Origin of the sequence: Mesobacterium hydrothermale (assembly GCF_035818635.1) — a bacterium.
Classification (GTDB): Bacteria; Pseudomonadota; Alphaproteobacteria; order Rhodobacterales; family Rhodobacteraceae; genus Mesobacterium_A; species Mesobacterium_A hydrothermale.
Genome location: NZ_JAYLLH010000017.1, coordinates 30850 through 56598, shown reverse-complemented (window position 1 = coordinate 56598; position 25749 = coordinate 30850). Strand labels below are relative to the sequence as shown.

Genomic DNA, 25749 nt, shown 5'->3' with positions numbered 1-25749 from the left:
GGCCGCTCACGTTCGCGTTAAAAGGTGACTCAATTTTATTTTTTCGATTGCACCTGCCGTCGAAACCTGAATTTGCGATAGATCAAAGAATCCTCCGCACGCTGCATACATGCAGAAAGGCATAAGTATTGCCGGGAGGATTCTGTATGCGCGCACCGTTACTCTTGCCACTGCTGCTGGCCATGGCTGCGCCTGCCTTCGGGCAGGAAACGCCGCAGATGCCAGGCTCGGGCAGTACCGCCGACCATTCCAAGTTCGAGATTCTCAAGCAGGAGTTCAAGTCAGGCCCCGAAGTGACGGCGGCCTGTCTGTCCTGCCATACCGAAGCCAGCGACCAGGTGATGCACACGCTGCACTACCAGTGGGACTATCAACATCAGACGACCGGCCAGCAGTTGGGCAAGAAGAACGTCATCAACGCCTTCTGTGGTTCGGTTGCTGGCAACGAGCCGCGCTGCACGTCCTGTCATGCAGGCTATGGCTGGGAGGACATGAACCAGCCGCCGCCGCAACAGGCGACTGCGGTTGATTGTCTGGCCTGCCACGACACCTCGGGGCAATACACAAAGTCCGCGACCGGCGCGGGCAATCCGCCCCTGGCCCCGGTCAAGCCGGGTACCCAGACCATCACGGGCAAACCCGCCTGGCCGGTGGACCTGTCCAAGGCGGCGATGTCGGTGGGTAAGCCGACTCGTGAAAACTGCGGGAACTGTCACTTTTACGGTGGTGGTGGCGACAACGTGAAGCACGGGGATCTGTCCTCGGCGCTGATCAACCCGTCGATCCACACCGATGTGCACATGTCGCCCGATGGTGCCAACATGGTTTGCACCGATTGCCACGTCACCGAAAGCCACCAGTGGGCCGGGTCGCGCTATGATGTGCATGCCACCGACCCCGAAGGCACCGGCAAGCCCGGCGAGCGCCGTCACGTCGCCACCTGCGAAAGCTGCCACGGCAACGAACCGCATCCGGTCAACATCAAGGGCATCAAGCTGAACGACCACACCGACGTGGTCGCCTGCCAGACCTGCCACATCCCCAGCATGGCCAAGGGCGGCGTCGCCACCAAGACCTTCTGGGACTGGTCGACCGCCGGCAAGCTGAAGGATGGCAAGCCCTATCACGAAAACGATTTCGTCGACTCCAACGGCAACCATCTACACACCTATCTGTCGACCAAGGGCGACTTCAAATGGGAAGAGAACGCCCAGCCGATCTATGAATGGTTCAACGGCCAGGTGGAATACACCACCTCAGACAGTGAACACACCATCGACCCGACCCAGGTCGTCGAGGTCAACAAGATCGCGGGGGATGCCGAGGACGGCCGTTCGCGGATCTGGCCGTTCAAGCGCATGGAAGGCCGTCAGGCTTACGACAGCGAGCTGAACAAGCTGGTCTATACCCATGTCTGGGGCCCGACCACCGACACCGCGTTCTGGACCAACTTCGACTGGGCCAAGGCGATTGATGCGGGCATGAAGGCCGCGGGCGCGGAATATTCCGGCCAGTTCGGCTTTGTCGATACCTACATGTACTGGCCGACCACCCACATGGTGGCTCCGGCAAACGAGGCGCTGGAATGCCAGGCCTGCCACGCCGAAGATGGCCGCCTGGCCAACATCGCGGGCGTCTTCATGCCCGGCACCGGCGACAAGTGGCACGTCGGCCTTCTGGGCAAGCTGATGTTCGTGATGGCGCTTCTGGGTGTCCTCGGCCATGGCGCGCTGCGCATCTTCACCGGTAAGAAAAAAGGAGGCTCCCATGACTAAGCCCCGTATGGTCAAGGTCTATCCGCGCTTTGAACGGCTGTGGCATTGGACCCAGATGGCGCTCATCATGACGCTGCTGTTCACCGGGATGGGGCTGAACGGCCTGCATCACATCCTGCCCTTCGGTCCGGCGGTGATGCTGCACACGATGGCCGCGCTGGTGCTGCTGGCGGTGTGGATCTTCGCCACCTTCTGGCTGTTCACCACCGGCACGTGGAAACAGTTCGTACCGACGCTGGACGGGATGGTACAGGTCGCACGGTTCTATGCCTTCGGCATCTTCAAGGGCGAAAGCCATCCGCACCGCAAGATGTACTGGCGCAAGCACAACCCGCTGCAGATCATGGCCTATTTCGGTCTGAAAATGTTCGTGTTCCCGGCAATCTGGATCACCGGCATCCTGTACCTGACCTATAACTTCTGGGAAGACGTGCCGAACGCCACCTTCCTGCTGACGGTCATTGCCAACCTGCACCTGTTCGCGGCCTATGTGATTGCCACCTTCGTGGTGGTGCACATCTACCTGCTGACGGTGGGTCACGGGTTCCGCGAACATGTCCGCCCGATGGTCACCGGGTATGAATGCATCAACCTGACGCCGGAACAGGAAGCCTATCTTGAAACCAACGAGCCGTGGCGCCTGAAGTCCTGACACAAGGCTGCATGGGACCACGTTCAGGGCCGCACCGGGAAACCGGTACGGCCTTTGCGTTTTTCTGGAAGTGCCAGACCTTACAGCGCCGTCCAGCCGCCATCGACGGAAATCGTCGTGCCAGTGATCTGCGCGGCCGCATCGGAGCACAGGAACACGGTGGTGCCGCCCAGTTGTTCGACAGTGGCGAATTGCTTGGACGGCTGGCGCGCCAGCATGACGTCGCGCACGACGGTGTCACGGTCCATGCCGTGGGCCTTCATCTGGTCGGGGATCTGCGCCTCGACCAGCGGGGTCAGAACGTAGCCCGGGCAGATCGCGTTGCAGGTGATCGGCTCTTCAGCGGTTTCCAGCGCGGTGGTCTTGGACAGGCCGACGATGCCGTGCTTGGCGGCAATATAGGCCGATTTGTATGGCGACGCCGTCAGCCCGTGGGCCGAAGCGATGTTGACCACCCTGCCCCAGCCGCGCGCCCGCATTTCCGGCAGCGCAGCCGCCGTGGTGTGAAACGCCGAGGTCAGGTTGATCGCGATGATCGCATCCCATTTTTTGGTCGGGAATTCGTCGATCGGCGCGACGTGCTGGATGCCGGCGTTGTTCACCAGGATATCGCAGCCGCCCGTCTGTTCGATCAGCGCCCGGCATTCGTCGCCGCGGGACATGTCGGCCTTGATATAGCGCGCGGTCACGCCGAATTCCTTGCCGATCCCGGCGGCAAGGGCGTGATCCTCGTCGCGGTCGGTGAAGGAATTCAGCACCACATCGGCCCCGGCCCGCGCCAGTTCGCGGGCGATCCCCAGCCCGATGCCCGAGTTCGATCCGGTGATGACCGCGGTCTTGCCGTTCAATGACATGTGAAGATGCTCCCCTTATGTTTGCGCGCGCAGCATGACACCGACGCGGTCGCAGCATAAGGGGGTGCCGAAGATTTGTTCCGACTTGCGGGGAATTCGCGCAGAAAAAAACCCCGGCACAAGGCCGGGGTTAAGTCATTGAGGCAGGTTTCATACAGGCAAGAAACCTATCGAGCAGTGCCCCCGTTATAAGCAATCTTCGTTAGGAGTCCAAGCTAAAAGTTTGAAAAGGCGTAAATCCCCCGCTACGGTAGCATCCAATAAAACAAGGGCAGAACAGGGATCGTCGCCAAAATGAGAACAAACTATTTTGCCAGCCTGCGGACAACTGGTGCGATTTTGGCGCTGATCGCGTGTTCGGGATTCGCAGCGGCAGAGCCCAAACATGGCATAGCTATGTACGGCGAGCCACAGCTTCCACCGGATTTTGTGTCTTTGCCGTATGCCAACCCGGATGCGCCCAAGGGCGGGCGGATCGTCCTTGGCGAACGCGGCGGCTTTGACAGCCTGAACCCATTTGTCCGCAAAGGGCGCGCGCCCTGGCAGTTGCGCTTTGCCGGAACCGTTGGATTTGAATCGCTTATGGGTCGCAGTTGGGACGAACCCTTCACGCTTTATTGCCTCCTGTGCGAATCGGTTGAGGTCGGACCGCGCCGTGAATGGGTGGAATTCACCCTGCGGCCCGAGGCGAAATTCTCTGACGGCAGCCCGGTCACGGTCGAGGACGTGATGTGGAGCTATGAGACTCTGGGGACCAAGGGCAACCCGCGTTATGCCAGCCTGTGGGACAAGATCGAAACGATGGAACAGACAGGTCCCGCGTCGGTCAGGTTCACCTTCAATACCGAGGATCGCGAACTGGCGCTGCTGGTGGGTATGCGCCCGATCCTGAAAAAGGCGCAGTATGACGGTATCGACTTTGCCGAAACCGATGGCACCGACATGGCGCCGATCACCTCGGCGCCGTATGTCGTCGGTGATTTCGAGGCCGGGCGCTTCATCAGCCTGAAGCGCAACCCCGACTACTGGGGCAACGACCTGCCCTTCATGCGCGGCCAGGCCAATTTCGACGAGATCCGGATCGAGTATTTCGGCGAAGGTACCGCCGTGTTCGAAGCGTTCAAGGCTGGAGAACTGAACACAAACCGTGAAAGCAACGCAGAAAAATGGGAAACCCAGTATGATTTCCCGGCGATCGACAGCGGTGATGTGATCAAGTCGATCATCCCGCATGAACGTCCCTCTGGCATCACCGGCTTTGTAATGAACACCCGCCGCGACCAGTTTCGCGACTGGCGTGTGCGCGATGCGATGCTGCATGCGTTCAACTTCGAGTTCATCAACGAAACCATGACAGGCGGCCGCCAACCGCGCATCACATCATATTTCTCGAACTCGGTGCTGGGCATGCGCCCCGGCCCGGCAGAGGGCAAGGTGCGCGATTTCCTGGCACCTTACGCCGATCAGCTGTTGCCCGGCGCGCTGGAGGGCTATGCCCTGCCCGAGGGCGACGGCACCCTGCGCAACCGCAAGAACATCGCCCGTGCCATGGACCTGATGGCAGAGGCCGGCTGGACGGTGCAGGACGGCGTGATGAAGAATGCCAGCGGCACGCCCTTCTCCTTTGAAATCCTGCTGACGCAGGGTGCGTCCGAGGAACAGGCGATTGCCGATCTGTATGTTCAGGCGCTGGATCGCCTGGGCATCGCGGTCAACGTATCGACCGTGGATGATGCCCAGTTCAAGGAACGCACCAACGCCTATGACTTCGACATGACGTGGTATCGGCGCGGCCTGTCGCTGTCGCCGGGCAACGAGCAAAAGGCATATTGGGGTGCTGCCGCCGGGATGGAACCGGGGTCGCGCAACTGGATGGGAATGACGTCCCCCGCGGCCGAGGCGATGATCGACAAGCTTCTGACCTCAGAAAGCCGGGAGGATTTCCTTGCCGCGACCCGGGCTCTGGATCGGGTCTTGACCACCGGACGTTACGTGATTCCCACATATCAGTGGGCAATCAGTCGGATTGCCCATGCCAAAGAGTTGAAATACCCTGAGAAACTGCCAATTTACGGGGACTGGATAAACTGGCAGACAGACGTCTGGTGGTATGAAGAAGACAAATAAGATGAGAGCAGCAGGCATTCTCCTTGTGGCCGCCCTGACCTTGGGCGGCTGTGCAACGGTCGATGGCATCGGGCAGGACATTTCCGGCAGCGCACGCCGCGTTCAAAGCTGGTTCTGACGCGCCCAAAGGCGTCGCGCTTTTCCCACCGGATGGCCCTGCGCCGCCCGGCCCTTTCACCGTGTCACTTTTCTGTTATCTTATTTCCGATTTTGTTATACATTCGGTCGTGCGAGGGGCGTTTTGGGAGGAACGCCACAAATGACATGGCACGACATCGTCGCGAACTGGTCGCAAGTCGTCAGGCGCTTGCACAAGCGTTTTCCGCAGATCGACAGCGATGTGCTGGACGAGCCCCCGCTTTTGCCGCAGCACCTGACCCAGCACCTGGCAGAGCGTCATGACCTGACGCTGCTTGAAGCGGACGAAGAACTGCGAGACTGGATGTTCGTCGAAGACCTGGCCCGACAGGCCCAGGACATGCGCGCCGGCTGATCACACCAGCGATGTCACCCACAGGATCGTTGCATCGTCGGGGCTGACAGACACCACGTTATGCCCCATGGCCGCGTCGTAATAGGCGCTGTCCCCGCGACGCATGTCTACCGGTTCGTAGAATTCGGTATAAAGCCGCACCACCCCCGTCAGCACGTAGAGGAACTCTTCTCCGTCGTGGCGTACCCAGCCATCGAATTCGTCCAGCGTGCGCGCCCGCACGCGGGTGCGATAGGGCAGCATCTGCTTCTTGCTCAGGGTTTCCGCCAGCAATTCGTGCTCATAGGTGGCGGTGGCGTGTTGCGCGCCCTCGCCGCTGCGGGTCACGCCCATCCGCCCGTTGATCTGGTCGCGCTGCGGCGGGGTAAACAACTGCGGTACGCTGATCTGCAACCCTTCGGCCAGTTTCTTCAGGGCGTCATAGGTTGGCGACATCTGACCGTTTTCGATCTTGGACAAGGTAGACCGCGCCAGCCCGGCCTGTTTCGCCGCCTGTTCCATGGTCCAGCCCTGCGCCTTGCGCAGGTCGCGGACGCGCGCGCCCAAATCTAACGGTTCACCGGTGTCGGTGCCGCCATCCTCGCGCGCGATGCGGATCAGGGAACGGGGGTCGTTTTCGCTCATGCCCGCGGTCTATAAGGCCGTGTCCCGGCTCTTGCAACTGCGGCGGTGCGCGGCTACGCCAAAGCCATGCTGTCCATATTCGATCAAGGGGCGCATCCGCCCTGCCCCGCACCATTCAACCTTGCCGCCCACGTGTTGGCGGCGGGCGAAGCCACCCCAGACAAGATCGCGCTGTCGGTGCTGCGCCTGTCTGGCGCCGAACGTTGGAGCTATGCCCGGCTGATCGCGGCAGTCCGGGGAACCGGCGCCGGGCTGCTGGCCGCCGGGATGACCCCCGGCGACGTGCTGCTGATGCGGCTGGGCAATACGGTGGATTTCCCCGTCGCCTACCTGGGGGCGATTTCCGTGGGCATCGTGCCGGTGCCGACGTCGTCGCAACTGACCGAACACGAAGTGCAGGGCATCCTGGATCACCTGCAACCCAAAGCGGTGCTGCGCGGCGATGGCGTGGCCTGTCCGGACACAGAGCTGCCGGTGTTCACCCAGGGGCAGATGCAGCGCTGGCGCGATCTGCCGCCCGCCGACTGGGACCTGGGCGATCCGAACCGGCTGGCCTATATCATCTACACCTCTGGCACCTCGGGCATTCCGCGCGCCGTGGGGCATGCCCATCGGGCAATATGGGCCCGGCAGATGATGATGCAGGGCTGGTACGGGCTGGGTGCCGACGACCGGCTGCTGCACGCGGGGGCGTTCAACTGGACCTATACGCTGGGCACCGGGCTGATGGATCCCTGGACCATGGGCGCAACCGCGCTGATCCCTGCGGCGGGTATCGACCATGCGCAGCTGCCGCTTCTGTTGGCGCGCAACGATGCCACGATCCTGGCCGCAGCGCCTGGGGTGTACCGCAACATCCTGAAACAGCCGGTCATGCCCCTGCCCAAACTGCGGCACGGGCTGGCGGCAGGTGAAAAACTGTCTGAACATATCCGGGCGGATTGGCTTGCGGCCACCGGTACGCCGATTTTCGAAGCCTACGGCATGTCGGAGTGTTCAACCTTCATCTCGTCATCACCGGATCATCCCACCGTGCCCGGCACGCTGGGCCGGGTGCAGACCGGGCGGCGGGTGGCGATCCTGGGTGACGACGGGCCGGTGCCGCTGGGCGAACCCGGCGTGATCGCGATCGACCGCCGCGACCCGGGGTTGATGCTGAGCTATGTCGGTGCGCCCGAGGCTACGGCCGAGAAGTTCCGGGGCGACTGGTACCTGACCGGTGATCAGGGGATGATGGATGCCGATGGCGTGGTCACCTACCTGGGTCGGGCCGACGACATGATGAATGCCGGCGGCTACCGCGTGTCGCCGCTGGAGGTTGAACATGCCCTGGCGGGCCATCCCGGCATCACCGAGGTTGGCGCCACGGATGTCGAGATCAAGGAGGACGTCCGCCTGATCGCGGCGTTCTACACCGGGCCGGCGCCGCTTGAGGAGGCGGAACTGGCGGCCTGGGCAGAAGAGCGCCTGGCGCGGTACAAGCAGCCGCGGATCTGGGTGCATCTGGACGCGCTGCCGCGCAATCCAAACGGCAAGCTGTTGCGCCAGAAGCTGAAGGCGTTGTGGCGACGCGACACCTGACGGTTCGGATCGCGTCTGCGGTCCGACCGGTCGGGGGATCGCGTTGCCATCGCCCTTGCCCGACGTTCCATCGGCATGTGCGCGCCGCGAACATCGGGGGCCAGCCCCCCATACCCCCCGGGATATTTCCGGCAAGATGGTGAGGCCGCGGGCGCGTACCGGACACGTCCGTCGCTGCCGTGTTCTCAAACCCGCGGTGACCTGATACACCGCATCAAACCCGAAGGATCCCGACATGGTCAAACTCGACATACTTGCAGACCCGATTTGCCCCTGGTGCTATATCGGCAAGGCCTTTCTTGATCGTGCGCTGGAGCAGCGGCCGGATCATCCGTTCATCCTGGCGTGGCATCCGTTCCAGTTGAATCCCGACATGCCGAAAGACGGCATGGATCGGCGCAGCTATCTGGAGACCAAGTTCGGCGGTCAGAAAGGCGCGGTCGAGGCCTACCTTCCGGTGATCGAAAAGGCCAAGGAGGCCGGGTTGGACATAAACCTGGACCAGATCTCGGTCACGCCCAATACGCTGGACGCCCATCGCCTGATTCACTGGGCCGGCATCGAGGGGCGGCAGACCGCCGTGGTCTCGATGCTCTATCGTGCCTATTTCAAGGACGGCCGCAACATCGGTGACGCCGAGGTGTTGGCCGATATCGCGGACAGTGCCGGGTTGGACGCGGCGATGATCCAGCGCCTGCTGCGCTCTGACGCCGACGTGCGAGAGATTGTCGATCGCGACGCGGCAGCGCGCGGCATGGGGGTGACCAGCGTGCCGACGGTCATCGTGGCGGGGCAGCACGCGGTGCCCGGCGCCCAGCCGACCGCGCTGTGGCTGAAGGTTCTGGACGAACTGGCAGAGCAGGCCTGAACCGAAGATGCCCACACCCCTGCCACCGAGAGACCTGCTGGCCGCCCGTGGCCTTGCCGTGGCGGGCCCGGCGGTCCGGGTCGAACCGTGCGAGGACAACGATTTCCACCTGGTGACGCCGATGGCGCGCCATAGTCTCGGGGTGTTGAATTTTGTGCTGTACCCGGTACGCACGCGGGAACTTCTGGTGAGGATCGCCTTGGGCTGGCTGTTGGCCACCCGGAACAGCATGGGGCTGGCACGTACATGACGAAGACCTGGTTGCGGGCGCTGACGTTGGTTGCGACGCTGGTGCTGATCATCTTGAGCGGGACGTTGTATTTCGCCTGGGTCGAGGGCTGGAGCCACCTGGACAGCTATTTCTTTACCGTCGTGACCCTGTCCACCGTGGGTTACGGCAACCTTGTTCCCGCGACAGCTGCCGGCAAGATCGGCACCACCATCTTTATCTTTCTGGGGCTTGGGGTGTTCGTGGCCGCCGTCCAGCAGTTCGGCGCCTTTGCCATGCGCAAGCGCGAGGAACATGTCGACAGCCTGATGGCAATGCTGGCCAACCCCGAACCGCCCGCGAACGAGGATGACGCTCCGGAAGATTCGCCCAAAGCGCCCTGAGGCGCTTGTGCCCGGATCATCGGCGGGATAGGCCCTTGGCATTCCCCTAGGAGCGGCCAGATGTCTCAGCGCATGTCCCGGGTCGAATTCATCGCATTGGTCGCGATGATGTTCGCCACCATCGCCTTTTCGACCGATGCCATGTTGCCGGCGTTCCCGGAAATCGGGGCAACCCTGACGCCCGGGGCGCTGAACCGCACACAACTGGTGGTCACAGTTTTTATCCTTGGTATGGGCGTGGGCACGCTGTTCACGGGGCCGCTGTCGGATACGTTCGGGCGCAAACCGGTGATTCTGGGCGGTGTGTTGCTGTATTGCCTTGCGGCGGCGGCGGCGGCGTTTGCCCAGTCGCTTGAAATGCTGCTGGTTGCGCGGTTGGTGCAGGGATTGGGGGCAGCGGGCCCGCGCGTTGTGGCGCTGGCGATCATCCGCGATCTTTACGCCGGACGCGGGATGGCGCGGATCATGTCCTTTGTGATGATGGTGTTTACCCTTGTGCCCGCCATGGCCCCGACCATCGGCGCGGGGATCATCACCGTGGCCGGTTGGCGCGGCGTTTTCGTGGCCTTTGTCATTTTCGCCCTGATCATCGCGATCTGGATGTCGCTGCGGCTGCCGGAAACGCTGGCGCCTGAAAACCGACGCCCGTTCCGGCTGTCTGCCTTGCGCGCGGCCGTGGCAGAGCTGTTCGCCCATCGCGTTGTCCGCATTTCGATCCTGGTACAATCGCTGTGTTTCGCGATGCTGTTCACCATCATCTCGACCACGCAACAGGTGTTTGACATCAGTTTTGGCCGCGCCGACAGCTTTCCCATGTGGTTTGGCGGAATCGCCATCATTGCCGGAACCGCCAGCTTTCTGAATGCGGCATTGGTGGTGCGGTTGGGCATGCGGTTCCTGGTGACGGTCACGCTGGCGGTTCAGGTCGGACTGTCGGGGGGGATGGTGTTGCTGTGGTTGTCGGGGATCAGCGGCACCGCGGCCTTTGCCGCCTTTGTGGTCTGGCAGACCGCGTTGTTTTTCCAGGCGGGGATGACCATCGGCAACATCAACGCCATCGCGATGGAGCCGATGGGCCATATCGCGGGGATGGCGGCCAGCGTGATTGGTGCGGTTGCGACGGTCGTCGCGGTGGTGCTTGCCGTGCCGGTGGGCCTGGCCTTTGATGGCACGCCACTGCCGCTTTATGCCGGTGTGCTGGTCGAAGCGGTCCTTGCACTTGGGTTCATGCTGTACCTTCGCAAGGTCGAGCCCCAGCCCAATTAAGGCACTCGCTGCCCCAATTGCCCGGTTCGCGCCCAGATTCGAATCGCGAATCTGGGCAAGTTTTGCTTGAAGCGTTTCGAAAAAAGCGACAATGTTTCCGAAGAATCGGCTTTTTATTAGTGACCGGGACGAAAATAAGGCAAAGCCTGCCAAATACGGCAAAAGCGCGTCTTTTGCTTGCCACATTTCCGCCTTTTTCCTATCAAGTTCGTGGGGGCCGAATTGAGAAGGAATAAGGTAATGATCTTCCTCATCGGCATGGCAGCGGTTGCAGCTTTGGATCTGGCGGTTTTTGGCGGCAACAACAGCGAATCACCGGTTTCACTGGACTGAACCAGTCAGGGGCTAACGCCCTGAAATTTTAAAATACTTTTGATTTCTGGCTTTTCTTTGCAGGGCACCATTCTGGTGCAGTACGCCGATCACCGCACGTCGGCAGACCAGGTACTTCCGGACTTGCCTGGACCAAAAATCGGTTTGTTTCCGAACTGCAAACAATCTGCAAGTGGCGCGGATCGCTCCAGGAACCCGACCCCCTTTGTCCCGATCGGGTTCGACGCCGGCGCGGCACTTTGCCTGCTGCGGCTTCGGGGCGCTCACCCTCATCATCAGACAGTCTGTGCATCACCTCCAGGCAGGTCGAACACTTGTTCGGCGGCGTTGATCTTGCGGGGCATCGCGCCAAACCGCCGCGCAAATGGGCCAGACTGACGCCATCGCCGATGTCCGGCGCCAAGCGAAATCCGACTGCGGCGGCGCGATCCGACCTGTAGCACCTTCCCCCACGTCAGGTTGCCGAGCGGGCGCATCTCCTCTGAATTGTGGCAAAAAAAGGTTGTTTGTCGATATCGATCAAATATCCTGAACGGGATTAACTAGACCGTGACTCCCTTGCGGTGGCGCGATCATGGCGTTTTTGAAAATACCAGATTTTGTCATGCGACAGGCGTCGTGGGGCACGCAGATTGAAGGAGATGGCGAGATGCCGACGCACCTTACCCTTGGGGGAGAAATTCAGCAGGCGACGGGTTCAACATCATACGGGTCTGCGCAGTACGATCACAGCATTCTGGGGCTGTCAAACGGCAAATATATCGTTGCGATTACCGACTATAATGCTTCCGCACTTGGCGCGACCGATGAAAGTGTTTTGGGATACGTCTACGGGCCAATCCAAAGCAACATTGGGGTCTATCCCAGCAGCATATCGACGGTTCAGTCTGGCTATTACAACATGAACTCTGCGTCGCTTGTTGCGGATGACGATGGTGGTTTCTATATCGCCTACGTCGCAGAGGATGGCACCGCCCCTGGCAAACGCATCGTTGTCGAACATCGGGATTCTTCGAGCCAGGTCATCGCCAGCACAATCGTGCAACTGGAACCCACATCCGCCGTGGTGTCCCAGCCGTCGATTGCACGCAACGCAAGCGGACAGATTTTCGTCGCCTATCAATGGGATGACAGTGCAACAGACGAAATTCGCGGCAAGCTGCTGGATGCCAACCTGAATATCCTGACAACTGCCGCCGACGGGCTTGTCATCGGGGCGGACGGCGACACGTCGAATTTCGTGATCGGGGCCTATGATCCGAATGCCGTGGCCCTGTCTGACGGATCTTTCGCGGTTGCCTTCGAGGACTACACCTCGACCACGAACTCTTTGATCAGGGTCAGAAGATATGACCCCGTTACCGACCTGGTGAACACCGCTGCGACTGGGACCTACAGCTTAGATCGCGAATCTGATCCGGAAATTGCTGTGCTCGAAGGGGGCGGCTATGTATTCGTCTGGGTCGACAACGACGGGTCAAGCGACGCCATCCGGTATGCGGTGCGCGACAACCCGGCGACGACCGTTGTCTTGAACGGAACGGTTGCCAATCATGCCACCGACAATTTTGCCGAGCCGGATGTTGTCGCGCTGAAAAACGGCGGTTTTGCAATTTCGTATCGCAATACGACGACGCAACAGGTGTTCGTGCAATTCTACGCTGAAAGTGGGTCCTTGGACGGTTTGTTCGAGATTCCTTTTGGTCAAAATTTCAAGTTTGATCTGGCGACCGACGGACGACTTCTTGCCTCTTACGAGTCATATACGGGCGATATTTATAGTGTGATCCTGGACTACCGCGACAATGTGATCGTCGCGGACGGAACCGAAGGGGTCATCGCGGCGCGCTTTGATGCCAGTTCCACGATCACCGGTTCTGCCGCTGATGAAACCATTCTGGGCCAGAGCAGGACGGACTCGATTTTTGGCGGGGATGGCAACGACTCGATCGTCGGTAACAGCGGAGACGACACGCTCTCGGGCGGCTTTGGCAATGATACGATCATCGGTGGCACACAGTTTGACTGGGTCGACTATAGCTATTCCGGGCCGGGCAACGGTCAGCCTGTCGGGTGGTGGGATATCAACCTGACAACCGGCGTTGCAGTGCGGACCACAGCCGGCGGCGTTCAGGAAACCGACCAGGTATCCCAGGTTCAACGCGTCATCGGCTCTGGCTGGAATGACACGATCACCGGCAATGACTCTTGGAACCGGATCGAAGGCGGCGGTGGCGACGACCTTTTGTACGTCTCTGACAACAACAACACCTATTCCACCTCTTACGACACGCTCTATGGCGATGCGGGCGAAGACACCCTTGTGGGCGGCGGTGACCGCGCAGTGTTGTATGGCGGAACGCAGGACGATCTGTTCATCCATCTGGACGGTGATTTGATCGACCGTATCGATGGCGGTACCGGCACCGATACGCTGGATGCCAGCGCCGAAACCACGCACGGCATTACGTTGGATCTGACCGCCGAGACCTGGACCGGGCTGGGGGGCACCGAGGTCATCCGCGACATCGAAGAGGTGCGCGGCACTGGCGCCGCTGACGACCTGACCGGCAACAGCTATGGCACCACGCTGAAGGGCAACAACGGCAACGACATCCTGCGTGCGGGTGGTGCGGGCGACAACCTGCAAGGCGGTTGGGGGCTCGACACGATTTACGGCGGCGATGGGCTGGATACGATCAACGGCGACCAGAACAACGACCTGATCGTGCACAGCGACGGTCAGATGATCGACATCCTGAACGGTGGCACTGGCACGGACACGCTGGATGCCAGCGCCGAAACCACGTTTGGCCTCAAACTGGATCTGACCGCGCAGACCTGGACCGGACAGGGCGGTTCCCGGTTGATCGTCAACATCGAAGAGGTGCGCGGCACGCAGTCGAACGACTTGCTGGTTGGCAACACCTATGGAAGCACGCTGCGGGGCAACGCCGGAGATGATGAGCTGTATGCCGGTGGTGCGGGTGACCTGCTGGAAGGGGGCGACGGTGACGACACGCTCTACGGAAGCGCGCTGGACGACACGATTTATGGCGGCGCGAACAACGACCTGATCTTTTTCGGGGATGGTGACCGCATCGACGGTGTTGATGGCGGCACAGGGATCGACACGCTCGACATATCGCAAGAGGGAATCCACGCCGTCACCGTCAACCTGGAAACAGAGGTCTGGTCCGGCAACGGCGGCTCGCGGTTTATCCGCGGCATCGAGGTTTTTCGCGGTACCCGCGCCGACGACGACATCACCGCCAGCGACGACGGCAGTACCCTGCGCGGCGAGCGGGGCGAGGATTCCCTGCGCGGCGGTTCGGGGGCGGATTCTCTTGATGGGGGAATCGACAACGACCTGCTGCTTGGCAATGCCGGCAACGACACGCTGCGCGGCGGCGCGGGCAACGACACGATGAACGGCGGGTCCGATGCCGATCTGGTGGTCTATTCCGGCAAGCGCGATGAATTTGCCCTGTCGCGCGATGCGTCGGGCACTGTTTTTGTCGAGGATCTGAACCTAGCCAACGGGGACGAAGGGCTGGACGAACTGACCGGGATCGAACGCATCCGGTTCGCCGATGACGAAATCATAACCGCGTCAATTGCGGATCGCAGTTTCGGGGAAACCGGTGTGGTGTCGATGACCGATGCGGCGCTGACCGTCACGCTGCAACGCAGTTATGACAACCCGGTGGCGCTGGCTTTTGTCATGACAGAGAACGGGGTTCAGCCGGTCAACGCCCGGATCACTGACGTGACTGGCGACCAATTGACCATGTTCTTGCAGGAACCCAACAACGAAGACGGCATCCACGGTGTGGAAAGCGTGGCTTATATGATCGTCGAAGAAGGCAGTTGGGAATTGCCCGACGGGCGCCTGTTGGAAGCGGGATTGCTGAACAGCAACAAACTGTCCCCGTCCGGTTTCGAAAGCGTGACGTTTGCAACCGAATTCGGTGCGACTCCTGTCGTTTTCAGCCAGGTGCAAAGCTTCAACGGCAGCGATTTCGTGACCACCCGGCAACGCGCATCGGACTCAGATGGGTTCGAGTTGACCATGCAGGAAGAAGAAGCCGGAAATGGCGGCGTACACGCAACCGAAACCCTTGGCTGGGTGGCGCTGGATGCCGGGACAAGTAACATCGCAGGGTTTCAGCTCTCCGCTTGGCAGGCGGGCGGGGTCACCGACGCGACCACGACATTGAACACGCCAGTCGCTCATGAAAGCCCGGTTGATTTCATTGCAAACCTGTCCTCTTTCCGAGGGGCAGATCCCGTCTGGGCGCGTGGGACTGCATCGACCAACAGCAGCGTTTCGCTGTCTGCGGAGGAAGACGACAGCTCCGATTCTGAAACTCTGCACAACAGGGCGGAAACGGCGAACGTTATGGCATTCGATGGCAGCCGGACGCTGGCTCAGGTCGCACGCCAAACCATTCTTGAGACAGGAACCGTCACGCTGACCAGCAATGGTCAACAAATCGCGCTGAAACGCGCCTTTGAAAACCCCGTCGCGCTGGCATTCGTCATGTCCGAAAACGGTGTTCAGCCTGTCAACGTGCGGATCACTGATGTTGCAAGCGATACACTCACGATGTTTCTGCAGGAACCCAATAACGAGGATGGGATCCACGGTGCGGAAGACGTGGCATACGTGGTGATCGAAGCAGGCAATTGGGTCCTGCCCGATGGCACGCTTGTCGAAGCCGGGCTATTCAATAGCAACCAGCTCTCATCCTCTGGATTCGAAGACGTGGCGTTTACCACTGCATTCGACGCACCCCCGGTCGTTCTGAGCCAGGTGCAAAGTTACAACGGTGTCGATTTCGTCGTGACGCATCAGAACCGCACGTCGGCAAACAGCTTCAGCGTGGCTATGGAGGAGGAGGAAGCCGGAAACTCAGGGTATCACACCACCGAAAGCATCGGTTGGTTCGCGATTGAAGCAGGTTCCGGAAGTATAGGCGGGTTCGACTGGATTGCAGGCAATGCAAACGGTGTGACACATGCCGATCATACCATTGCCCTTCCGGGCACTTTCTCTGGGCCGGTCGACTATGTCGCCGGCCTTACCAGCAAGAATGGAAATGACTCAGCCTGGGCCAGAGGCAGTTCGACCACACCAGGCTCGATCACCCTGTCGGTCGAGGAAGACACCAGCTCAGATGCGGAAACTTCGCATGTTGCTCCTGAGCAGATCGACTACTTTGCATTTGAAGGCAGCAACGTGGTCGAAGCACTGCCCCTAAGCCATGTCATGGAGACCGGCAGTGTGTCTCTGGCGCATTCGTCCAGCACTGTCACTTTGCAGCGGTCGTACGAAAACCCGGTCGCAATGGCCTTTGTAATGTCTGAAAATGGCGCAGCCCCTGTGACCGCTCGGATTACTCAGGTCGCGGGAAATCAGTTGACCATTTTCTTGCAGGAGCCAGGCAACGAGGACGGGATACACGCGGCCGAAGACGTGGCATTCGTCGTCGTGGAATCTGGGTCATGGGTTCTGGAAGATGGCAAACGTCTGCAGGCAGATACATTCCAAACAAGCCTGTTGACGTCGGCAGGCTTTGCAGACGTGACCTATACCTCAAGCTTCGATGAGGCACCTGTCGTCCTAAGTCAGGTTCAGACCAACAATGGCGCAGACTTCGTCACGACACGACAACGCGACGCGACTGTAAACGGCGTGCGCTTGGCGCTGCAAGAAGAAGAGGCGCAAAATGCAGGGAAGCACGCACTGGAAACCGTGGGCTGGATCGCCATCGAACAGGGTTCGGGGCAGATCGGTGATTTCGAATGGATCGCGGGCCGCGTGGGGAACGTGACCGACACCGGCGGTGGCCCCCTATGGGCGCAGGGCCTGTCGGACGATGCAGAGTTCGTGGCAAGCCTCTCAACCTTCAACGGGGCGGACCCGGCCTGGGCACGCGGCAGCGGCGCAACGATGAACAGCCTGACCTTGTCGGTTGAAGAGGACACCAGCGCGGACGCGGAAACCACGCATATTGGCGAGGATGTCGATTACTTCGCCTTTGCCACCGCTTCGACGGTTTCCGGCTATGATGTGAACCTGTTTGTCTGACCCGGATCACTTGGCGATCAAGCCGCGTGCGTTGCCGGCGATCAGCAAGGCCACGTCTCCCATCGCCAGCATGGGGGATGTGTTCGGTGGCAAGGCCAGATAGCGTGGCCGCCATTCAGGCTGAAACTTCTGCTTGAAGGCACGCAAACCTTCAAAATTGTAGAATGCCCCGCCGTGCCGATAGATCAACCGCCCGAACCGGTTCCACGACCGCGCGACCGCGCGTTCCGACAGGCCGGATAATGGCGCGTTGCCCAGACTGAATTCGCAGGCCCCAGCGGCTTTGAAATGCTCGATCAGGCTCAGGAACATGTACTCCATCTGGCCAGAGGCTTCCTCGGGCAGATAGCGCATCAGATCGACAGAAACCGTCTGACCGCCCGCTGCGGACAGAATGTTGGCAAAAGCGACGATCCGATCGTCCTTACGCACCACGGCAATGTCGAAATGGTTCAGATAGTCCGCGTCGAACCGCCCTACTGAAAACCCTTTCTCCCGTCCTGTCTTGCCGCCAAGCCAGGCGTCCGAGATCTGGCGCAGACAGTCGATCCGCGCCGCAGGATGCGGTGCCGGAAGGATCGCGACGGAATACCCATCGCGGTTTCGCTTGTTCAGTGCCGCGCGCATGGATTTGAACCGTCCGCCGGCCAGGCTGAACCCCGCAAGGTCGATGATCGCCTCCTCTCCGATCTTGTTGAGCGTCAGTCCCAGTTCCACCCACAAGGCAAGGTTCCGACCGCTGACCTCGTAAAACACCGGGCGTGCGTTGGCTTGTGCTGCGCAATCGGCGAACGAACACACCAGCGCCTCGAATTCCGCCGGATCGCCAACCGGATCCCCCAGCGCCACCCAGGACCCGCCGCGCACCGCGTACATCAGGAACGCCCGGCCATTTTCCGAAAACAGGAACCGCTTGTCGCCGGTCTGGCTCAACCAGGCTTGCGGATCATCGCCGGTGGCACACAATTGCGCAGCGGTGGCCAGCGTCGCAGCATCGGCATCGACCGGCAAGACGCGGCGCATTGGCCGTGTCAGCAGGTAGACGGCAAAGAAGAACAAGACAGCTGTGGCTGCCATCCCCGCGCGCAGCGCGCGCGGCGTATTGGAACTGCGCGAGAATTCTGACCACAGGTCGTTGGAATACGGCACCGCCTTATGCACAAAGAAGAAAAACGCCGCGGCGGCCAGTGCCGCGCCAAGCACGGTCATGAACCAGCGCGGCTCGAAAACGCCTTCGGTCAGGCGCCCGGGCCGGTCGAACGCGTTGCGGAACGGGAACAGCGTGAACGCGCCAAACAACAGAACCGTGGCGTTCTCGACCCCGAAATCGTTCAACAGGGATGCCAGCGCGCCCGCCAGCAACGCGCCAAGAGCAAACCAGAACGCCGACGCAACCCGTCGTGCCAGCCCGTGCGACACAATCAACAACGCCACACCGGCAATCGCCGACGCGATGGTTCCGCCTTCCAGCAGCAACGCACCGACAAGGTCGCCGTCGGCAATGGCATTCGTGCGCACAGTGGGAAGCATCGTGACCAGCAAAAGGTACGCCCCAAGCCCAAAGGCCGCCACGGCGACCAGTCCGGGTGACAGCCCATGCACCGTCGTCAGCGCCTGACGCATGGCCGGCGCACCTGCCAGCGCCCGCGACCACAGTCCACTGGCCAGCCGGGATTCGTTCATCGCCAGCAACAGGAAGGCAAGCGTGAACGGTACAAGGTAATAGACTAGGCGGAACAGCAGCAGCGCCGCCGCGGCATCGCCGACCGACACAGAGGCAGGCAAAGCCCCGATCACCACGGTTTCAAACACGCCGATCCCCCCGGGGACATGGCTAAGGATGCCCACCGCCGTCGCCGTGGCATAGATCGCCAGAAAGCTGGCAAAATCGGGTTTGCCCGCGGGCAGCAGGATCCACAGCGCAAAGGCTGCCGTCGCAACGTCGATCAAGGTCACCACAAGCTGCCCGGCCAGATCCGGCAGGGGCGGCAACCGCACCGCATGTCCCCGCAGGCTGAGGCTGCGTTGGCTGAATGACAGCCAGACGATCAACGCGACAAAACTGGCGACGCTTGCAGCCGCCATGGTCCGAATCAATCCGGGCGAGTACGGCAGGTACGGGGCGATTGCCGCCGGCTGAAAGGCCAATGCAGCCACCCCGACCAGCGTCAGCCCTGTGCCCAGCGCCAGGGCGATGTAGCCCGAAACTGCCGCCACTTCGAACGCGTTCAGGCCGGACGCGGAATATATGCGGTAACGCATGGCCCCGCCGGACACGACGCTTACGCCGATGGTATTGCCGAAGGCGTATCCAAGAAAGCCACCCAGGGCGACCACGCCGAAACTCAGCTTGCGCCCGATGAACCGAAGCCCGTACCAGTCATACAGCACCAGCGCCGCATATCCAAAGGCGGTCGCGCCAAGCGCCGACAGCAACACCCCCGGCGGGACAGCCCGAATCTGCGCCGCGATATCGGCCGGGTTGACCGGGCGCAGAAGGTGGAACAGCGCAGACAACCCCAGACCGAACAACGCAGTCCCCAACAGGATCGGCGCTGCGTTGCGAATTGTCTGGAACGTTCTGGCCATGCCAAGCACCTGTGGTTTGTGCGTCTGTCCACAACGCAGATACGCAAGCCCTGCCCCACATGAAACGCCAATTCACTGAAAACCGGCAGTCTTACGAATTTGTAAATCCGGGGAAACGCTCGGCAGGCTTGGTGGCCTCTTGCACGGTCGATATGGGCTGCGGGCCAAACACCTGAAGCAAACAGGCCCGACCAGTGTTTCCACTTGGGCCGGGCCTGTCTTAGGTTGGTTGCGGGAGGGCGCAGCAGACGATCCCGGCGCGCGGGGGCCACAAAAGCAAAAACCTCCGCGGCAGGACCGGCGGAGGCATCGCAAGTATCGTTGGTTGCGGGGGCTCGCAACTCACGATTTCTGCGGTTGGTTGAGAGCATAGTGCCGCGGGTTGCGGCGTAGAGTTGTCGGTCGCGTCGTTCAGCGGGCCATTGGCGTTGTTCCACCCTTGGCGCCTGAAAGGTGCGAAAGCCATTCTGTGCAGACGGGCCGCACGTCCAAGTTGCCCAGGCCGCCTCATATCACGATCACGACGGCTTCGGTCCGATTCTCCATAGGGACCACGGAAAGGCACATGGCCGTGGTGGCTGTATTCAAGGACGTGGGACGCTATCCCGTGGACGCACCAGTGTGAGGGGCAGATCAGGACCGTGCATCAAACGTCTACGACGTATATGTCCATGCCCTTTCCCATGGATCGAAGGCTGGATCATGACGTGCCGTCCCTCTGTGCCACGAGCACATGAAACGGCTGACCCGCGAAAAGTCACCGTTGACCGGGCGCGCATGCCAAGTTTTGGCGCTGCCAATGAACACCCAACCCTCAATCACGCGTCACGCACGTCACGGACAGCATCGCCGCGCGTATAGCGTGATGCAACGTCACCGCAGATGCACTTGGTCCCAACACTGTTACGCCGTTCCCATCCGTCAGACGCAGGACATAGCAACCGAGGCCATGGATGCGCGTCCGGGTGCCATTGCGGGGGCCAAACCGGCGTAAATCAATATTGGCCAGGAGTGCCAGACACGCCAATACGCCGGGCCCCGCAATATCGAAACAGCTCCAAGCGCCCGATTGCTCGGTTACACTGGCTGTGGGCGTGAGGCGCTCACGTAAGACGGCGGCGAAATCCTCCTCCGGGGGGGTGGGCGCCAAAAGGAGCCATTGCTCCGGCCCGAGCCATAGACCGGTGCAAGACGGGCCACCGCGAACCTCATTGGGGCCGGGCACGGCGTCACTGAGAAGTGCTTCGAGGATGCGTCGGCAATCCGCTTCCCGTCCCATCCGCGCGGCGACGGAGGAGATGCCTAGGTGTGGCACCTCGGTGCATGTCAGATCGCCGATCGTGTCGACCTGGGGCCTCTTGCCGCCAAGGGCTGTGATTGGTGTGAGGTCAGGCACGCAGACGCTCCCCCTCTGGGTCGATGAAGTGCGGGGAGCAGATTTCCACCTCCACACTCAGATCTGTCACCGGGGACACGAGGCGCATGACCTCCCCTTGCCGCGCCGCGCCGTTTTTCAAGAATGCAAGCCCGATCATAGAGCCGAGCGTCGGGGAGTAGGCCGCCGATGTCACATAGCCCTGATCGTGGGCGGCATCGACGGGGCCGGTCGCGGCCATCAAGTGGCCTCCTGCGGTGATCTTGGCCGCGGCATCGACGGGCTTGACCCCCACTGCGCGCAGCCCGTCTTCAGCCGCCAGGCCAGGGCGCTGCGACAGCTTCGATCCGATGCTGTCCTTTGCCTTGCTGACCATGCGCCCCAACCCCAGGTTCAGCGCGGTGGTTGTGCCGTTCAACTCGTTGCCTGCCGCGTGCCCCTTTTCGATCCGCATCACGCCAAGCGCTTCAGTGCCGTAGGGGACGACACCAAACTCCGCACCCTCCTCCATCAGCCGCCGCATGAGAGCATCGCCAAAGGGCGTGGGGACGGCGATTTCATAGGCCAACTCACCGGAAAAAGAGATGCGGAAAAGCCGCGCGCGCAGACCTCCGCAAATGGTGATGTTGGCGCAGGCCATGAACGGGAAGGCGTCGTTGGATATGTCAAAACCGGGATCAACAATCTTCCGCAAGAGCGCGCGCGACTTTGGCCCCGCCACGGCGTATTGCGCCCAGCCCTCCGTGGTTGAGATAAGGTGCACATCCAAGTCCGGGCACAGGCATTGGCGCACGAATTCCATGTGCTGAAAGACTTTGCCTGCATTCGCCGTCGTCGTCGTCACGACGAAATGATCCTCGGCCAAGCGCGCTGCGGTTCCATCATCCAAAGCGATACCGTCTTCACGCAGCATCAGGCCATAGCGCGTCTTGCCCACCGCAAGCTTGGCAAAACCGTTGCAGTAGACTTTGTTCAGAAATGCCGCCGCATCGCTGCCCTGCACATCTATCTTGCCCAAGGTTGTGCAATCGCAGACACCAACGGCATTGCGGGTTTGCGTCACCTCTCGATCGACGCTTTGGCGCCAATGAGTCTCGCCAGCGATGGGGAAGTACTGCGCACGCAGCCAGTTGCCGACCTCGACAAAGACCGCGCCCCGCTCCTCCGCCCAGCGGTGGGAGGGGGTAAGCCGCGTGGGTCGGAAATCCTTGCCGCGTTCGCGCCCTGCAAACGCACCGATGGCCACGGGCGTATAGGGCGGGCGGAACATCGTGGTGCCGACCTCGGGGATGGATTTGCCCGCAAGCTCGGCCATGATGGCAAGGCCGCCCATGTTCGACGTCTTGCCCTGATCCGTCGCCATGCCCAGCGTGGTGTAGCGCTTGAGGTGCTCGACCGAGCGAAAGCCTTCCTGATGGCTCAGCGCCACATCCTTGACCGTCACGTCGTTCTGCTGATCGAGCCAGGCACGTTTGCAGCCCTCCACGAACCAGAACGGGGTCTGCACCACCGGCGTATCGTCTGCCTGCGGCACCTCTGAGGGGTTGAAAGACAGGTCCAGCGCCTCCGCCGCCGTCCTGGCGCCAGACTGCAGCGCCTGATGGGTGGAGAAAAGTCCCGCCGCCGCCCCAGCGACCGCCATGCCCGGTGGCAGCGCCGCGCCCGGCACAAAAGCCGCGAGGTCGGCGTTCCATACAGGTCGGCTGCGTTGGTGGCAGGTGAGATGCACATTCGGGTTCCAGCCGCCCGCAACCCCAAGCGCGTCGCAGAATACCGCATATTCGCGCCCGTCCCCGTGCCGCACGGTGATCGACGACAGGCCAAGCCGCCCGCGCGTGTCCGTGACCTGCGCGCCCGCGATGACCTTGAAATCGGTCGATCCGGGCGCCTCGGCCCGGGTGTCGATGACAGCGGCGATCCGCACGCCCAACGCGTGAAGATCGCGCGCAGTGCGGTGGCCGTCATCATTGCTGGTGAACACCGCGATCTTGCGTGCGGGGGTCGCGGCCCATCGGTTGGCGTAGCTACGCAGCGCAGAGGCAAGCATGATGCCGGGGCGGTCGTTGTTCTCGAACGCGATGGGGCGTTCGGTGGCACCCGCACACAGGATCGTGCGGTCGGCGGTGATGCGCCACAGGATCTGGCGCGGCAGACCCTCGGGCGGCACGGGCAAGTGATCGGCCACACGCTCCACCGCGCCGTAGATGCCGTGATCGAACGCGCCGATCACGGTGGTGCGCGCCATAACAGTCACGTTGGGCAGGCTGCTGAGTTCGGCCACCGCGGCGGCGGCCCAGTCCTGCATGGACTGCTCGGCGATGCTTTGACGTTCGCTGTTGAGCCGCCCGCCGAGGACGAAATCCTCATCGGCAAGGATTACGTGCTTGCCGGCGCGCCCTGCGGTCAAGGCCGCGCTCAATCCGGCGGGGCCTGCGCCGATGACCAGCACGTCGCAATGGCGATAGCCTTTGTCGTAGCTGTCCGGGTCTGCTTTCATCGACAGCGACCCAAGGCCCGCCGCGCGCCGAATGATCGGCTCGTAAAGCCTTTCCCAGAACGCCGCTGGCCACATGAAGGTCTTGTAGTAGAACCCCGCCGTCAAAGACGGCGACAGGCGGTCATTGATCGCCATGGCGTCGAAGGCGAGGCTGGGCCAGCGGTTCTGCGAGCGTGCCTCGAGCCCCTCGAACAACTCGGCGGTCGTGGCGCGCGTGTTGGGCTCCTGCCGCGCCCCGCTGCGCAATTCGACCAGGGCGTTCGGCTCTTCCGACCCGGCGGTGAGCGGGCCGCGCGGGCGGTGGTACTTGAACGACCGGCCCATCAACCGCACGCCATTGGCCAACAGCGCCGAGGCGAGCGTATCGCCGGGATGACCCGCATAGTCCTTGCCATCAAAACGGAAGCGCAGGGTCTTGGAGCGGTCGATCAGACCGCCGGGCAGCCGGTTGACCTGTCTCATTTCGACCGTCCCCTGGCGCGCGCCACATCGCGCGCCAACTGCACATCGGTGATCTCATGCGTAAGTGTGTTGCGCGTAACGACCAGCCAGGACCGATCGCCTCCTTCGTGAAACCACAACTCCCGATGGGCGCCTGCGGGGTTGTCGCGCAGATAGGCGTAGGCGTACCAATCCTCATCGCTGGCGGTGTCGGGATCGGGCCGGTCGATCAAGGCCGCGTCGCCGAGATACACGAACTCGGCGGCGTCGCGGGGGCCAAGCAGAGGGTGCGGAATGATCATCAGTGCAAATTGGGCTGATTGCCCATCCCTTTTTCGTCGATCATGTGCCCGGTTCGGAACCGGTCCAAGCGGTAGGCGGTGGCGATCTCGTGCGGGGTGTCGGTCGCCAGCAGATGGGCGAAGGCATAGCCGGAGGCGGGCGTGGCCTTGAACCCGCCGTAGCACCAGCCGCCGTTGAAATAGAGCCCGTCGATATGGGTGCGGTCGATGATGGGCGAGCCATCCATCGACATATCCATGATCCCGCCCCACATCCGCAAAAGCCGCGCGCGCCCGATCATCGGCATCAGCGCCATGCCGCCCTCGCACACGTCCTCGACCACCGGCAGGTTGCCGCGTTGCGCGTAGGAGTTATAGCCGTCGATGTCGCCGCCAAAGACCAGCCCGCCCTTGTCGGACTGGCTAACATAGAAATGACCCGCCCCGAAAGTGATCACACCCGGCAGCACGGGCTTCAGCCCCTCGGACACAAAGGCTTGCAAGACGTGGCTTTCGATGGGCAGGCGCATCCCGGCCATCGCCATCAGGCGGCTGGAATTGCCCGCAACGGCGCAGCCCACCTTGCCCGCACCGATACACCCGCGCGAGGTCTCGACGCCGGTGCAGCGACCATCCTCGATGCGGAACCCCGTGACCTCGCAATTCTGGATGATGTCGACACCCCGGCTGTCTGCCGCGCGCGCATAACCCCAGGCCACCGCATCATGGCGCACGGTGCCGCCGCGCCGCTGCGCCAGACCGCCCTTGATCGGAAAGCGGGCATTGTCGAAATCCAGAAACGGGTATTCGCGCCGCACGGCAGCTTCATCCAGATATTCGGCGTCCGCGCCGTTCAGCATCATCGCATTGCCGCGCCGGATAAAGGCATCGCGCTGCGCGTCGGAATGGATCAGATTGATGATCCCGCGCTGGCTGACCATGGCGTTGTAGTTGAGGTCTTGCTCCAACCCTTCCCACAGCTTGAGCGAGAACTCATAGAACGGCTCATTCCCGTCGAGCATGTAGTTCGACCGGATGATCGTCGTGTTTCGCCCCACATTGCCGCCGCCGATCCAGCCCTTCTCCAGCACCGCGACCCTGGCCTGGCCATAGACCTTGGCCAGATAATGCGCCGTCGCCAGGCCATGGCCACCGCCCCCGATGATCACGATGTCATAATCGGGTTGTGGATCGGGATCGCGCCACGCGGGCAGCCAACCCTTGTGGCCGGTCAGCGCCTCCTTGATCACCCGGAAGCCGGAATACCGCATTACAGGTTGCTCCGGT

The 25749-nt window shown here is 61.7% G+C and carries 17 protein-coding genes; 11 read left to right on the top strand and 6 right to left on the bottom strand.

Going from position 1 to position 25749, the window contains the following annotated elements; all coding sequences use genetic code 11:
• The first annotated feature begins 146 nt into the window (after window positions 1–146).
• Window positions 147–1775 carry a tetrathionate reductase family octaheme c-type cytochrome gene (locus VK792_RS12555; RefSeq protein WP_326297854.1) on the top strand — a complete coding sequence of 543 codons (1629 nt, stop codon included), beginning with the start codon at window positions 147–149 and terminating at the stop codon, window positions 1773–1775.
• A complete protein-coding gene (locus tag VK792_RS12550) occupies window positions 1768–2427 on the top strand; it encodes a cytochrome b/b6 domain-containing protein (protein ID WP_326297853.1) in 660 nt (219 codons plus the stop codon). Before VK792_RS12555 ends, VK792_RS12550 begins: the two co-directional genes overlap by 8 nt.
• Before the next feature lie 80 nt (window positions 2428–2507).
• Here the strand turns inward: VK792_RS12550 and VK792_RS12545 are convergent, their stop codons facing one another.
• Window positions 2508–3281: a 3-hydroxybutyrate dehydrogenase gene (locus VK792_RS12545; RefSeq protein ID WP_326297852.1), complete on the bottom strand. Its 774-nt coding sequence runs from the start codon at window positions 3279–3281 to the stop codon at window positions 2508–2510.
• A 294-nt stretch (window positions 3282–3575) separates the two neighbouring features.
• On the opposite strand from VK792_RS12545, the gene VK792_RS12540 reads away from it, so the two are divergent.
• From VK792_RS12540 to VK792_RS12530, 3 genes are all read left to right on the top strand, one after another.
• The gene (locus VK792_RS12540; RefSeq protein ID WP_326297851.1) at window positions 3576–5408 is read left to right on the top strand and encodes an extracellular solute-binding protein; all 1833 of its coding nucleotides are present in this window, start codon (window positions 3576–3578) and stop codon (window positions 5406–5408) included.
• A 1-nt stretch (window position 5409) separates the two neighbouring features.
• A complete protein-coding gene (locus VK792_RS12535) occupies window positions 5410–5526 on the top strand; it encodes a putative periplasmic lipoprotein (protein ID WP_326297850.1) in 117 nt (38 codons plus the stop codon).
• Between the two features lie 141 nt (window positions 5527–5667).
• On the top strand, window positions 5668–5901 hold the full coding sequence (locus VK792_RS12530; protein WP_326297849.1) for a hypothetical protein: 234 nt from the start codon (window positions 5668–5670) through the stop codon (window positions 5899–5901).
• Here VK792_RS12530 and VK792_RS12525 read toward each other — a convergent pair whose 3' ends face one another.
• A complete protein-coding gene (locus tag VK792_RS12525; RefSeq protein ID WP_326297848.1) occupies window positions 5902–6525 on the bottom strand; it encodes a helix-turn-helix domain-containing protein in 624 nt (207 codons plus the stop codon).
• A gap of 66 nt (window positions 6526–6591) precedes the next feature.
• On the opposite strand from VK792_RS12525, the gene VK792_RS12520 reads away from it, so the two are divergent.
• The 6 genes from VK792_RS12520 (at window position 6592) to VK792_RS12495 (ending at window position 17279) form a co-directional block, all read left to right on the top strand.
• Complete coding sequence (locus tag VK792_RS12520) at window positions 6592–8106, top strand: class I adenylate-forming enzyme family protein (protein ID WP_326297847.1); 1515 nt, start codon at window positions 6592–6594, stop codon at window positions 8104–8106.
• 235 nt (window positions 8107–8341) lie between these two features.
• Window positions 8342–8974, top strand: a complete 633-nt coding sequence (locus tag VK792_RS12515; protein WP_326297846.1) for a DsbA family oxidoreductase — start codon at window positions 8342–8344, stop codon at window positions 8972–8974.
• Window positions 8975–8981: 7 nt separating this feature from the next.
• Window positions 8982–9224 (top strand): hypothetical protein, encoded by a 243-nt coding sequence (locus VK792_RS12510; RefSeq protein ID WP_326297845.1) that lies wholly within the window; start codon window positions 8982–8984, stop codon window positions 9222–9224.
• Window positions 9221–9586: a potassium channel family protein gene (locus VK792_RS12505; RefSeq protein WP_326297844.1), complete on the top strand. Its 366-nt coding sequence runs from the start codon at window positions 9221–9223 to the stop codon at window positions 9584–9586. The genes VK792_RS12510 and VK792_RS12505 overlap by 4 nt, the downstream gene beginning before the upstream one ends.
• Window positions 9587–9646: 60 nt before the next feature.
• Entirely contained in the window at window positions 9647–10852 is a 1206-nt protein-coding gene (locus VK792_RS12500) for a multidrug effflux MFS transporter (RefSeq protein ID WP_326297843.1), read from the top strand.
• A 982-nt stretch (window positions 10853–11834) separates the two neighbouring features.
• Window positions 11835–17279, top strand: coding sequence for a calcium-binding protein (locus VK792_RS12495; RefSeq protein ID WP_326297842.1), 5445 nt, complete (start codon window positions 11835–11837; stop codon window positions 17277–17279).
• Between the two features lie 6 nt (window positions 17280–17285).
• Here the strand turns inward: VK792_RS12495 and mprF are convergent, their stop codons facing one another.
• From mprF to VK792_RS12475, 4 genes are all read right to left on the bottom strand, one after another.
• Window positions 17286–19868, bottom strand: coding sequence for a bifunctional lysylphosphatidylglycerol flippase/synthetase MprF (mprF, locus tag VK792_RS12490; protein WP_326297841.1), 2583 nt, complete (start codon window positions 19866–19868; stop codon window positions 17286–17288).
• A gap of 1388 nt (window positions 19869–21256) precedes the next feature.
• Complete coding sequence (locus tag VK792_RS12485) at window positions 21257–24202, bottom strand: sarcosine oxidase subunit alpha family protein (protein ID WP_326297840.1); 2946 nt, start codon at window positions 24200–24202, stop codon at window positions 21257–21259.
• Window positions 24199–24483, bottom strand: coding sequence for a sarcosine oxidase subunit delta (locus tag VK792_RS12480; RefSeq protein WP_326297839.1), 285 nt, complete (start codon window positions 24481–24483; stop codon window positions 24199–24201). The genes VK792_RS12485 and VK792_RS12480 overlap by 4 nt, the downstream gene beginning before the upstream one ends.
• Window positions 24483–25733: a sarcosine oxidase subunit beta family protein gene (locus tag VK792_RS12475; protein ID WP_326297838.1), complete on the bottom strand. Its 1251-nt coding sequence runs from the start codon at window positions 25731–25733 to the stop codon at window positions 24483–24485. Before VK792_RS12475 ends, VK792_RS12480 begins: the two co-directional genes overlap by 1 nt.
• Between the last annotated feature and the right edge of the window lie 16 nt (window positions 25734–25749).